Origin of the sequence: Shewanella electrica, assembly GCF_022321485.1 — a bacterium.
Taxonomy (GTDB): domain Bacteria; phylum Pseudomonadota; class Gammaproteobacteria; order Enterobacterales; family Shewanellaceae; genus Shewanella; species Shewanella electrica.
In genome coordinates, this window is record NZ_JAKOGG010000003.1 from 461,721 (window position 1) to 475,058 (window position 13,338).

13 protein-coding genes are annotated in these 13,338 nt (G+C 50.6%); 7 read left to right on the forward strand and 6 right to left on the reverse strand.

The genetic code is table 11. From position 1 onward, the window contains the following. Positions 1–231: 231 nt before the first annotated feature. The 5 genes from L9G74_RS06885 (at position 232) to L9G74_RS06905 (ending at position 6,589) form a co-directional block, all read left to right on the forward strand. Complete coding sequence (locus L9G74_RS06885; protein WP_238895560.1) at positions 232–2,517, forward strand: FepA family TonB-dependent siderophore receptor; 2,286 nt, start codon at positions 232–234, stop codon at positions 2,515–2,517. An 81-nt stretch (positions 2,518–2,598) separates the two neighbouring features. Continuing rightward, positions 2,599–2,910, forward strand: a complete 312-nt coding sequence (locus tag L9G74_RS06890; RefSeq protein ID WP_238895561.1) for a hypothetical protein — start codon at positions 2,599–2,601, stop codon at positions 2,908–2,910. Continuing rightward, positions 2,907–4,646, forward strand: a complete 1,740-nt coding sequence (locus L9G74_RS06895; protein WP_238895562.1) for a PepSY-associated TM helix domain-containing protein — start codon at positions 2,907–2,909, stop codon at positions 4,644–4,646. The genes L9G74_RS06890 and L9G74_RS06895 overlap by 4 nt, the downstream gene beginning before the upstream one ends. A gap of 1 nt (position 4,647) precedes the next feature. Beyond that, entirely contained in the window at positions 4,648–4,956 is a 309-nt protein-coding gene (locus L9G74_RS06900) for a DUF3325 domain-containing protein (protein ID WP_238895563.1), read from the forward strand. A 232-nt stretch (positions 4,957–5,188) separates the two neighbouring features. Next, complete coding sequence (locus L9G74_RS06905; protein ID WP_238895564.1) at positions 5,189–6,589, forward strand: YdgA family protein; 1,401 nt, start codon at positions 5,189–5,191, stop codon at positions 6,587–6,589. Positions 6,590–6,688: 99 nt separating this feature from the next. Here the strand turns inward: L9G74_RS06905 and L9G74_RS06910 are convergent, their stop codons facing one another. Then, a complete protein-coding gene (locus L9G74_RS06910; protein WP_238895565.1) occupies positions 6,689–7,798 on the reverse strand; it encodes a glycerol dehydrogenase in 1,110 nt (369 codons plus the stop codon). A gap of 247 nt (positions 7,799–8,045) precedes the next feature. Then, entirely contained in the window at positions 8,046–8,924 is an 879-nt protein-coding gene (locus tag L9G74_RS06915) for a LysR family transcriptional regulator (RefSeq protein WP_238895566.1), read from the reverse strand. Between the two features lie 106 nt (positions 8,925–9,030). Between L9G74_RS06915 and L9G74_RS06920 the strand changes: the two genes are divergently transcribed. Further along, positions 9,031–9,531: a phenolic acid decarboxylase gene (locus tag L9G74_RS06920; RefSeq protein WP_238895567.1), complete on the forward strand. Its 501-nt coding sequence runs from the start codon at positions 9,031–9,033 to the stop codon at positions 9,529–9,531. Positions 9,532–9,879: 348 nt separating this feature from the next. Further along, complete coding sequence (locus L9G74_RS06925; protein ID WP_238895568.1) at positions 9,880–10,059, forward strand: glycine zipper domain-containing protein; 180 nt, start codon at positions 9,880–9,882, stop codon at positions 10,057–10,059. 82 nt (positions 10,060–10,141) lie between these two features. Here L9G74_RS06925 and L9G74_RS06930 read toward each other — a convergent pair whose 3' ends face one another. The 4 genes from L9G74_RS06930 to xerC form a co-directional block, all read right to left on the reverse strand. Further along, positions 10,142–10,786, reverse strand: a complete 645-nt coding sequence (locus L9G74_RS06930; protein ID WP_238895569.1) for a GntR family transcriptional regulator — start codon at positions 10,784–10,786, stop codon at positions 10,142–10,144. 180 nt (positions 10,787–10,966) lie between these two features. Then, the gene (locus L9G74_RS06935) at positions 10,967–11,548 is read right to left on the reverse strand and encodes a HupE/UreJ family protein (protein ID WP_238895570.1); all 582 of its coding nucleotides are present in this window, start codon (positions 11,546–11,548) and stop codon (positions 10,967–10,969) included. Between the two features lie 168 nt (positions 11,549–11,716). Then, on the reverse strand, positions 11,717–12,442 hold the full coding sequence (locus tag L9G74_RS06940; protein WP_238895571.1) for an HAD-IA family hydrolase: 726 nt from the start codon (positions 12,440–12,442) through the stop codon (positions 11,717–11,719). Continuing rightward, entirely contained in the window at positions 12,442–13,338 is an 897-nt protein-coding gene (xerC, locus tag L9G74_RS06945; RefSeq protein WP_238895572.1) for a tyrosine recombinase XerC, read from the reverse strand. Before xerC ends, L9G74_RS06940 begins: the two co-directional genes overlap by 1 nt.

Consider the following 13,338-nt stretch of genomic DNA (forward strand, 5'->3'; position numbering starts at 1 on the left):
TAAATTCTACAAACCAAACAGCAATGCGGAGAAGATAGCCGCGATTCAGGTTATGTTAACAGGGATAACCCACTGCTTATAGCCGATTTAACGATAAATTATTCTGTCGTGATCGCTTAATTAAGTAATACTTAATTGATTATCCACAAATTCTGGTTTGAGTTTTGGTCACAAGGTCACTACCATATCGCGAATGCTAATAATTATCATTTGTAATTTTGGGAGCGATAGATGATCCGTTCAGTCCCCACTACTGTATCAGTAGTGAGTGCATTAGCCCTCGCGTTAGCGGCAGGCATGGCACATGCTAACAATACCGAGACTCAGAGCCCAGATGTAGCAGCAACTGTAGCTGACACCACCTCGATTCTTGGGCAACATCAAGCTAAAAAACGCGCCATTGATGAAAAAATCACAGTAGTCGGTACGGCTGAGCAGCAGATTAAACAATCGCTGGGTGTATCATTTATCACCGCTGAAGACTTAGCCCGTCGTCCTCCTGCGAATGACTTAGCGGATATTATTCGCAAAATGCCCGGCGTTAACCTCACCGGTAACAGCGCCTCAGGCCAATACGGTAACAACCGTCAGATCGACCTGCGCGGCATGGGCCCTGAAAACACCCTGATTTTGATCGACGGTAAACCCGTATCATCACGTAACTCCGTGCGCATGGGTCGCTCTGGTGAGCGTAACAGCCGCGGCGATACCAACTGGGTGCCAGTCGATGCAGTAGAAAGTATCGAAATTCTGCGTGGCCCAGCGGCGGCGCGTTATGGCTCTGGCGCCTCTGGTGGTGTGGTCAACATCATCACCAAAGCGCCATCAAAAGAGCTACACGGCAGCGTAAGTTTGTTTACCAGTCAACCAGAAGAAAGCCTAGAAGGCGCCAGTGAACGCGCTGGCTTCAACCTGTCTGGTGGCTTGAGCGATGAATTATCATTCCGCCTGTATGGCAACATCGCCAAAACTGACGCTGACGATCCACGTTTAAACGGTGATTTCGCCACCACCGAAACGGCCATGGCGCCAGCCGGTCGTGAAGGAGTGCGCAATAAAGACGTTAACGGTTTAGTACGTTGGGATGCTTCCAAACATCAAGTGCTGGAAGTTGAAGCAGGTTATAGCCGTCAAGGTAACATCTACGCGGGTGACCGCGCGGTGAACACCAACGGTAGCGACTTAATGAACGAGTTAGCCAATAACGGCATCGAAACCAACGTTATGTATCGCCAAAGCGCCTCTATCGCCCATCGCGGTAGCTGGGATTGGGGTGATACCAATCTGTCATTCTCTTATGAAAACAGCCGCAACTATCGCATGAATGAAGGATTAGCGGGCGGTGGCGAAGGCAGTATTACCTCTGATACCGAATGGTCTACGTCGACTTATGAAACCTATGAGTTAGCAGGCAGCGCCAGCATTCCGTTTAAACTGTGGAATATGGCGCACAACGGCACCGTCGGTTTTGAAGTTGGCCAAGATAAACTGGATGATCCGCACTCAGTTTCTCAGGGCACAATGGGCGGCGCCATTGATGGTTTAAGCGATGAGCGTGATGGTAAGTCCGATAGCAAATACCAAGCACTGTACGCCGAAGACAACATTGAGCTGACGCAAGCTTGGATGTTTACCGCCGGTCTGCGCATGGATCACTACGACAAATTTGGCAGCAACTTCAGCCCTTATGTCAGCACCTCATATGAGCTGACCCAAGACTTGACTCTGCGTCTCGGTATCGCCAAAGCGTTCAAAGCGCCGAACTTGTATCAATCAAACCCAGATTATCTGTATTACACCCGTGGTAATGGTTGCCCTAACCAGTTCCCAAGCCAAGGTGCTGGTTGCTACATTCTGGGTAATGACGACCTCGACCAAGAAACCAGCGTCAACAAAGAAGTCGGCCTGCAATACCAACACGATGGTTGGAATGCGAGCGTGACCTACTTCCGCAACGATTACGATGGCAAAATTGTCTCAGGCCTCGTGCCCTACGGTGAAAACGATAACGGTGCTTATCTGCTGCAATGGGTCAACGCCGACAAAGCGATTGTGGAAGGGGTTGAAGGTAACTTAAAAGTACCGTTGCTGGGTGAATACGGCGAAGTGCTGAGCTGGAACACCAACGTGACTTATATGGACAAGAACCGTAATGAAACCACGGGTCAACCATTGTCAGTGATCCCACGTTATACCATCAACTCGATGGTTGATTGGCAAGTGATTGACGATCTGTCACTGTCGTTCACTTGGACCCGTTACGGTACGCAGAAACCACAAACCATGACCTTAACTGGCGCCGATGCCGCTGGCGATTCTCTACGTGAACGCGAGCCATACAGCTTGTTAAGTCTGGGTGGGGTTTATCATCTGAATGATTCACTGCGCTTTAGCATCGGTGTGACCAACTTGACTGACCGTCGTCTGTACCGCGAGTCGACCAACTCAACTCAAGGGGCTAACACCTACAACGAGCCAGGACGCGCTTACTATGCGCAAGCCACCTACTCGTTCTAACCGCAACAGTACCCAGCAATTGCCGCGCTCTTTGAGTGCGGCTTTTGCCGTTATATCAGCTCATTTGATGAGGATGTCATCATGATTTTGGTTAATCCCATTTATACGCCACTGGACCGCATTGGCTGGTTAAACACCACCATCCGCTGCGTATTGGCATTATTTGGCGCCTATGCCATTGCCATTTTAATGGGTTCAGCAATTGCTATCACGCTCGCAATGCCAGCGAAAGACGCCACCATGAGCGCCATCATGCTCGGCTTTGTGGCACAGTTACTCGCCGTGCTGTGGGTGTTTCACGCCCGTACGTTAATTGGCGCATTTATCGGTTTAGCCATCCCCGCCGCTGCGGCTGCGGCTACGCTGTACTGGCTGACAGGAGCAATAGTGTGAAATTTGATAAGCAACGTTCTTTCCGCAAGTCGATGACTTGGGTCCACACTTGGACCGGATTACCCGTTGGCTGGCTACTCTTTGCCATTTTCGTCACTGGCACGCTGTCGTTCTATCGCTTAGAGATCACCCAGTGGATGCAACCGGAAACCCAGCAAGCCACAATTTATGATCAAGGCCAAGGCCTCACGCATGCGACCGCCTTATTAGAGGAATATGGCGCCGATGCCGAGCAGTGGACCATCGGTTTTCCCACCGCTCGCACGCCACTTTATCAGGTGCGCTGGCGTGTGCCAGAGCCAGAACAAGGCGAAGCTAGAGAAGGCAAACCGGGCAGCCACAATGCGGCCGCCAAAAGCGAGCAGCAACATTCGACGGCAGCGCCAGCAACTGATAGTGCGGGCAAACTCAAGCCGCAAGAAGGTTACCGTGGCATGAAGTACTTCATGATGGACCCAGCAACCGGCCAAGTGATCACCCCACGGGACACGGCGGGTGGCGAGTTCCTCTATCGTTTCCACTTCCAACTGTATGGCATGCACTGGGCCATTGGCCGCACCTTAGTGGTCATCGCCACGTTCTTCATGTTTGTCGCCATCATTACCGGAGTGATTATCCACCGTAATATCTTTAAAGATTTCTTCTCGTTTCGGCCGAGAAAAGGCCAGCGCTCTTGGCTTGATGCTCACGCGGCCACCAGCGTTATCGCCCTGCCGTTCCATCTGATCTTAACCTTTTCCGGGCTGCTATTTTTGGCGGGGCAGTTAGTGCCAATGGTGGCTGGTGCAGCGTACAACGGTGATCCGCGCGGCTTTTTAAGAGATTACCGCGGCGGGGGTAACATCGAGCAGCCCGCGCCCAATCCTAATAACGCCAGACTGTATGACATCAATGCCATTGCCGCCGATGCCCTGCAACGTGCACCAGAAGGGATTGATAGCATCAACATCAAACGTCCGGGGAAAGCCGACGCCGAAATCAGCGTGACCACCTTGGCTCCGTCACTGTTTGGCGGCAAAGCGAGCTTGGATGATCTGCGTTACGATGGCGTCACTGGCAAGTTCCTCCCCAAAGAGGAGCCGGAGCACTCTGCCGCTGAAACCATTTGGAAATTTATGTTAACCACCCACATGGGGCTATTTGCCACGCCAATCACCCGCGCGCTGCTATTTTTGTCAGGGGTGTTTGGCTCAGTGATGATCGCTTCTGGACTGGTGATGTGGCTGGTCGCCCGTGAGAAAGACCGCCAGAAACTCGGCTATATGCCGAAAGGCCACCGCTTGGTGGAACGACTGAACGTGGCGGCCATCGCCGGGCTGATGTGCGCCGTAGCGGGATTTTTCTGGGCCAACCGTTTAGTGCCTGCCACTCAGGCCGAACGGGGCGAATGGGAGATCAACGGCTTCTTTATCGTCTGGGGGATATGTTTGCTGCACGCGATTTTCCGCCCGCATCTGCACGCATGGCGCGAGCAGCTGTTGCTGGCCGCATTGGGCTTGATGTCGCTGCCGCTGCTGAATGGTTTATCTGGCGGTAATTTTATCTGGCAAAACTTACAGCAAGGCCAGTTTGCCAGTGTCGGCTTTGACTTAACCGCCTTAGCATTGGGCTTAGGGCTGCTATTTGCGGCTCGCCAAGTGCAGTTGAAGATTCAGGCGGCAAAAACCCTCGCGTCACCCGCCGAGCCAAAACCACGCTTTAACAAACGCCAAGCCGACAGTTTACAGGAGCAATAACATGTCATTACTCGGATTTGTCTTGGCCTTTATCGGCTTTAACCTGCTGTGCGTCAACACTGGCCGTAACGCCAACAAGATTGTCGATATGACGCTCACGTTGGCACAACAGCGACTGCTGACGTTAGTGGGTTGGGTGGCGTTAGTGATGTCACTATGGCCGATGTTAACCATCGACAGCATCTCTATCGCGTTAATCAACTGGGCCATGTTACTGACCTTAGCGGCCTGTACCGTGATACTGCTGCTCACCTACCGTCCTAAGTTATTAGCGGTATTAGCAAAACCCGTCACCCACTGGTTGGCTTAAGCACACTTTAGCGGCCGTAGCATCCCGTTGCTGCGGCCGCTGTCACCGTTACAACCGCTTAACTAAAATTGCCAAACTGATGGTCTAATTTCAGTTACCCCTTGTTTTTTCGACTCATTCAATGGCATATTATGTCAACTTTCGATGTCAGCCAGCTTTTGTCTGATACTCATACATACACGAATTTTGTTCGTAGCTTTGCGAGCAAGGTGATCAACTAAAAGGATTTTTCATGAAAAAACTATTGCTCGTTGGTGCGGTTGTTGTTGCAGGAGCCGTGGTTGCCACACCTAAATACGCGAGTTCACGTTTTGAGCAACAGATGCAAGATGTGATTGCCCAACTCAATGCTGCGCCAGGCTACAAAGTCACCATTCTTAGCAACGAACAAGGTTGGTTCAGTGCCAAGACACAGCTGGCGCTAGCCGTAGATTTGGCGCAACTACCGCAATTTGCCAACGACCCAATTGCCGCAGATCTGCCACAGCTGCAAACTGATGTGACGCTGGATACCAAATTTGGCCCGCTGCTGTTTGATGAAAATGGGCTGTTCGGCCTCTATAGCTCAAGCGCTGCAATTGCCGCCGAGCCACTGCGTAAATACCTGACGTGGGATGCTGAGCAGCCACTGTACAAACTGGTGGTCACCTCTTCATTGACCAACAGCTTGCAAGTGCACGATGAGATAACTGCCGCCAACTTTAGCGATGACACTGGCCGACTGACATTCAAATTTAGTGGTTATGAAGGTGATGGTTCATGGTCAGGTAAGACCCTGCATTACGCTGGCAACATCGATTCACTGACCAGCGAAGGCGAATTTGATGCCGCCATCAAAGATATCAAAATCGAGCTAACCGCTGATACCGACTTAGCGGGTGCGCTGGCAGGCGATCTCTATGCATCTTCTACCACCTTCACCGCGGGCAGTTTTACCTCTGATTACTTCAACGCGGCTAAGTTGCTGATTAAAGCCGCCAACACGATTGATAGTAAAAACGACACCAGCAGCATTCAAGCGCGCTACGAGCTGGCTGAAGCGCATTATCAAGATATCAATATCAACAACATGATGCTGTCGATGGATATCAACAACATCGACAATGGCTTCTTGCGTGATTTTCAACAGCTGATCGAAGATGGTTATCGCGCTGGCCAAGATACCGAAGCTGTGCAGATGCAAATGGCTAGCCTAATAGAACAAAAACTGCCTGAGTTATTGAAAAAGTCGCCACAGCTTAATTTTGAACTGGGTGCCGAAGTGCCTGAAGGTAAATTGTCGGCCAAACTCGATAGCAGCATTGCTGATATCACCCAGCAAGTGACCGCTCAGCAACTGACTGACAAATTTTTCTGGTTACAACACCTGAAAGCCCATCTGAACGCCAATGCGGATAAAGGCATGGCGACGTTTATCAGTAACGTGGTACTGAAAGAGCAATTAGCTTACTCACCACAGTTCGCGCAGATGTCTGCTGATGAACAAAAACAGATGCTGGATAGTCAATCAGGCGTAGTGCTGGATCAACTGATCCAAACCGGCATGTTGCAGGAAAAAGATGGCAAGTTAGTGCTGGAAGCCGCCATCGAGCAAGGTCAAACCACACTGAATGGCAACCCAATCCCACTGTAACGCGCAGTGGTATAAACAAAAGCCGTCAAATTTGACGGCTTTTTCGTTTTAATAGGCGTTAGTCGCGGTGCTGAACGCACCACATTTACTTTGCCGAGCTTAAGCTTGCGCCTTATAGCGTTCAGCCATGGCGTTAGCGGCAATCATCGCTTGATAAACATCATCTTCGCTCAGTTCCATGGTCATATTGCCCATGGTATCGCCTTCGGCACAGGCAATCTTCGCCACGGTGCGCCATTCGGCTTCAACGAAGTGTTGCAGCCCCATATCGGCCAACGTCAGCGGCAAACCTGCGGTTTTGATGATACGGATCACTTCATCCACTTCCGCTTTCGGCGCGTTTTCCAATACCAACTGAGTCAACAAGCCAAACACCACTTTTTCACCGTGTTGCGCCCGGTGCAGATCTGGCACGGCTGACATGCCGTTGTTCACCGCATGCGCCGCAGCCAAACCGCCCGCTTCCGCACCAACACCACTCAAATAAATGGTGGCCTCAATGGTTTGCTCCAATGCTGGGGTGACAATCTTGTTTTTCACCGCATCCATCGCCGCAGCAACATTTTCGCGCAGCAGTTGATAACACAACTCAGCCAAACCTAAACCGGTACGCGATGGTTTTTTCAATACCAAGTTAATGCCATCAGCGGCATAACAGGTACGCGCCTCAAAATAGGTGGCTAACGCGTCACCGATCCCCGCTGCGAAAAAGCGTTGCGGTGCCGCACACAAAATCGACGTATCCGCAATCACGGCGTCAGGGTTTTGTGGCAGATACAAATAACGTTCAAACTCCCCTTCTGCGCTATAAATCACCGCCAGTGCGGTACAAGGCGCATCGGTAGAGGCGATAGTTGGATAAAGCACGACGGGCAGCTTGTGGTAATACGCCACCGCCTTGGCTGAGTCGAGCGTTTTACCGCCGCCGACACCCACAATCACATTGGCATGTTGCTGTTCAGCCAGCGCGCCCAAGCGCTTAATTTCCGCTTCACTACATTCGTAGTTAAACTTCTCCGCTTTGGCTTCAATGTTAGCGGCTTGCAGTGCAGACACGGCTTCTTCTTGCACGCGATTCAGAATGAATTCATCACTGATGATAAATGCGTTGTCACCGAAATCTTTAACGTAGTCATGCATTTGGGCCAAAAGGCCTTTCCCAATAATGAATTTTTTGGGGGATGTTACGGTACGTGGAACAATAGACATATACCCTCCTGAGTATTCAGTTCAACAGTCTCAATCCTTCGAACTCGGATCAGCATAGACCTCGAAAAATCGAATAACAAAGGGTTTATATCGATAGATTCAGTGCAATAAATGGGTGAAAACATCAGCTTTAATTAAGCTAAGCAGTGCATGTCACTCCGGGCCTTTAAACTGCAAATCAAACGGATTATGGGCGAGGCGCGGCCAGTGACGCTTAGTCAACTAAGTAAGCTGGATACAACAAAGGTCAACAGCCCTTAGCAATCTGTTGCTGTAATGCCTCACTCAGCGCCTGCACTGTTGGATCGTAGCGGCTGCGGTCATCACGCACAAAATAGAGTGGCGTGGTACGGCTATTCACGCCAATGCTCGCCAGCGTGCCATCCGCCAATAGCGGCGCTACTTGCTGTTGAGGCAGCCAACCAAAACCGAGCTGATTCACCACTGCGCCAATCGCCGCATCAATCGAGGTGAAATACCAAGATTCCTGCGCAGTTGGATATTGCTGACTCAACTGCTGGCTTTGTTTATCCACCACTTGGATCATCGGATAGTTCGCCAATTGTGAGCGCCGCAGTTCTGGCGCGACTTGCAACAACGGATGCTCACTGTGTGCCACACAGACAAACTGCACATCCATCACAAACTGTTTTTCTAGCGCGGTAGCAGGCGGCAAGCTGATCAGATACAAATCGCCCGCCTGCTGTTGAAGCTGCAATATGCCCTCATCTTTCACTGACTCTTGCACATGCACTTGGGTCTGCGCGTATTGCTGATGGAACGCCTTTAGTCCGGCAAATAACCACGGCTGTGGAAACATACTATCCACCACCAGATTCACCACCGCCCGCCGACCGGCATGAATCGCCTCAGCCCGCAGTTCCAAATCGCTAAAGCCATTCAACAGTAGTTGCGCCTGCGCCAACAGCGCCGCCCCCGCCTCGGTCAACACCAAGCGCCGCCCTTGTAACTGCAACAGTTCTACGCCCAAACGCTGCTGCAACTGATTTAGCTGATAACTCACCGCTGGCTGACTACGGTGATGCTGCTCTGCTGCACTGGCAATACTGCCATGCTCAATCACCGCTGCTAACAGCTGCCACTGCTCAATGCTGGTTTTAAACATATAAAAATTCTTTATGTTTTTTATTCAAAAATTACGTTTTTTATAAAAATATAAAATGATTAAGCTGGGCACAAGTTAAATGAACAGCACATGAGAGGTAAAGAATATGTTTGATAAGAATGATGTCAGCGGCTTAGTCGGCAAACATCTGGTGTATACCTATGACAATGGCTGGAACTACGAAATTTACGTTAAAAACGCTGCAACCATGGACTACCGCATTCACAGCGGTATCGTGGGTAACCGTTGGGTCAAAGACCAACAGATCTATCTGGTGCGCGTTGCCAGCGATGTGTACAAAATCTCTTGGACTGAACCTACCGGCACCGACGTGAGCCTGATTATCAACTTGGGCGACAAAGTATTCCACGGCACCATCTTCTTCCCACGTTGGATCATCAACGACCCGAAAAAAACCGTGTGTTTCCAAAACGAACACATCGAACAGATGAAAGCCTATCGCGATGCCGGCCCAGCCTACCCAACAGAAGTGATCGACGAATTCGCCACCATCACCTTTGTCCGTGATTGCGGCGAAAACAATGAAGAAGTGATCAACTGCGCCGCCAGTGAATTACCAAAAGATTTTCCAAACAATCTGAAATAACAGTTTGTTAGAAATACATCATTCCGGTGAATGATAACCCAGCAAGCAAAAACGCCTTCCCAGAGGCGTTTTTTTTGTGCTTCAAATTTATGCGGCGGACAATACCAAGCCCAGACTTGCTCGGCCACGGAGCGCAGCCGCCGCTAGCACGCCAAGTTCAGCGAGTTTTATTCGGCATCACCATGAGCAAATTTTAGCTTGCAGCATGAAATGCTAATTTGCTTGCTACACTTAATATGAACCTGAACACAATGTTCTCACCATTGGAGTACACACGGACGTCAATTAAGCGCACCTCTATCTGACTGAGGCTGAAAATGTCGAGCATGACTGCCAAGCGAGGGCAAGATGAACCAAAACAGACGCGATGAAAACTTGACGTTCAATATTGCCGTGGGCTTTGTGGTCGGCTTTCTCTTTGGGATTGCCATCAAACATATTCCACTGGGGATTAGCTTAGGCATGCTGCTGGGCGTGGGCATTGGCTCGTTGCCATCCAGTCAAAAGTCGACCGATGATGACGATTAATCATCATCGCCAGAATGGGCTTGAATTATGCTGTTTGAAGCCAGATGTGATAAGCGTTAAGCGATAAGCGTTAACAGCAGAACTAGGTTGGGATCTGCTGCCGCAAGTCGGCTAACGTATTTGCGTTATGCTCAAATAGCAGTGCTTTTACCGAGGTTGCATCTGCCGCCATCCACGCTTCATAAATATGCAGATGCTCATTGTAAGCCGTCTGCCCACGCTGTGGCGGTTCCAGATGCATGCGCACATAACGCTCTGACAAGAAATGGAGTTTTTCAATAATACTCAAACTCACGGCACGTTTGATCGGGCGGATCATCGCCAGATGAAACTCACGGTTGATGGTGACCGCTTGCGCGCCTTGGCTGACCAACAAACCATCAAACTGTTTGAAGATGCGGCTGACGTTTTTGCGCTCCTCAGCGGTCGCATGTAAGCAAGCCGTGGCTGCTGCTTCAGGCTCCAGTAAACCACGGAGATGAAACACGTCTTCGGCTTCTGCAATCGTCAGCGGCCGCACCATAAAACCACGATTGGGATGCGAGCTGAGTAAGCCATCTTGTTCTAACCGCGTCAGCGCTTCGCGTAGTGGAATTTTGCTCACGCCTAGATCTTGTGACAACGCATCTTGCCGCAGTGGTTTCGACGGCAAAATTTCATGGGTTAAGATGCGCTCACGAATAATCTCATAAGCTTGTTCTGACAGGGTTTTCACCACGATTGTCATGGCATACTCCTTCGGCGAAATGGCAAACCGCACCACGCAAAATCGCTGAGCATGCACACTCCAAGCGGCGTAGAGCAAAAATGTAAACGGTATACTATTTACATGAATACTCAGCTAACTCAATAAAAATATTCAATTTATGATGTTTGTAAGAGAGAGAAATAACTGCGGAGGCAGGCGTTAGACAAACACACCCACCACTAAATAACTACCGAAAGCTGCGATAGCGCTACCGGTGTAACGCAACCAACGGTGTTGATGGTCAAAGTGTAGAATGGCGCGCCCGAGCAACACGCCCAACAGCAGCAGTAACACGGTGCCAAAGATAAATCCGATACCGTACGCCGCCATGTTCTGCATATCGGCCAATTGCGAGCCGTGTTCATAACCATGAAACAGCGCCAACAAGCCCACAAACGCCATCACAAATGACACTGGAAAATCTTTATTGAGGGCGATCAAACCGCCCACGGCCACCACTGAGCCAGCCACGACTAGGTTCACCAGCGGGAATGCCATATGCAGCACGCCAGCAATACCACCGAGCGCTAAAAAGAATAGAAAACCTATCGGGATCAGACAGATGAATCGCTTAGAGGACATGGCGCAGATCATCCCAACACTGAGCGCAACCAGCAGATGATCAATACCAAACAGCGGATGTAGTAATCCCGTCCCGAAACTACCTTCATCCCCTAGAGGACCAGCAAATACGGGCAAATTAACGAACGCTGACAGCAAAACGAGCAAACGTATAATCACCAACGCCCCCAATGACGTTATTCTTTGGTTAAATTGTAGATCAAATGTTACGGCGGTGATAATACTATTTTTTGCTAGAAATTACAGCAAGGAATAACAAGGATTTGTAACTTTAATGTTTGTTAACAAGAACGACATTGGAATGGTTGAGTTGGCGGCTTTAATCGCTCAATCAGCCAGTAGAAGGGTCTTGAGTTGGCTGATATGCCCAATACGCCAGTGTGGCAGCAGTTGACCACAAGCAACGGCGCTCAAACGCCCATAAGCGGGCGTGAGCCATACTGCTTGTGCACCCACTCGGCGGGCGCCTTCAACATCCGTCACCGGATTATCGCCCACATGCAGTAACTGCGGCAGCGGAATACCAAGCACATTTGCGGCGATATCAAACATATCGCAGTAGGGTTTCATGCGTACGCCATTACCAGGATGAATGACGTGTTCAAACACCGCGCCTAAGCCAATCTGCTGATGATCGACATTGCCGTTAGTGATGCCAATCAGCGAATAACGCTGCTTGAGCGCGAGCAGTAGTTCAACCACTTCCGGCGCCACGGTAAAGCGGCTACGTTCACGGTAAAACACCGCTAAACCTTGCTGTGCGCCAGCGGCAGCAGTGGCGGCATCGTATCCGCAGGCCTGCAATCCAGCAGTTAATGTGGCAAGGCGCGCCGCTGAGGTATCGTGTATTAACATTGGCTGCAACTGGAGCTGTTGTCGCTTACGGGCTCGCCATTCACTTTGACCCCAAGCGGCCGTGTTGGGAAACTGCTGCTGCAACCAATCCTGCAAGATTTGCTCGGCGGCAATCAGCACTGGGTGATTGTCGTACAGGGTGTCGTCCAAATCAAAACTGATGGCCGCAACTTGTTGCAACTTCTGAAAACACTGCATTAGTTTTTCCCTTTACGGGCGCGTGGATGGGCACCATCGTAAACTTTGGCCAGATGTTGAAAATCGAGACTGGTATAGATTTGAGTGGTTGCCAGATTGGCGTGACCAAGGAGTTCTTGCACCGCGCGCAGATCACCACTGGCTTCCAACAGATGGGTAGCAAACGAGTGTCGCAGTTTGTGCGGATGCACTTTGGCCGCTAATAGCTGCTGCTGGCCCCAATAACTCAAACGCGCTTGAATGCCGCGATGCGATAAGCGCCCGCCGCGTTGGCTAATAAACAAGGCGTTATCATGCTGCGGCATGGTCGCGCGATAATTGAGCCACTGCTTGATAGCCGCTATCGCTACCGAGCCGACCGGCAACAAGCGCTCTTTACTGCCCTTACCCACCACTTTCAGCTCCGCCGCTTGCAAGTCAATGTCGTTCACATTCAACGAGGCCAGTTCAGCCAGACGCAAACCAGAGGAATAAAACAGCTCCATCAACGCTTTATCGCGGGCAGAGATCGGGTCGGTAACGTCGATATCGAGCAGATGGTTAACACTGTCGGCATCGAGGTTTTTGGGCAGGGGTTTGCCCTGTTTGGGCGCGGATAACTGGGCGGCGGGATTAGCTTCTATCTGTTGTTCACGCAGCAGAAACTCAAAAAACTGCTTCTGCGCCGATAAACACAGCGACAAACTGCGCGGGCTCAAACCTTGGCGATGCAGTTTAGCTAATACCGCTTTGAGCTGCTCATAGCTCACACTTTGCCAGTCGGCAGCGGTTAACAGCGCGCCGACACGATGCAGTTCATTGAGATAGTTGCGCACGGTGTAACGGGACAACTGGCGCTCAGCGCTGAGGAAACGCTCAAATTTTTCTAGCCAAGGTGACGCCGTTAACGCTGTCAT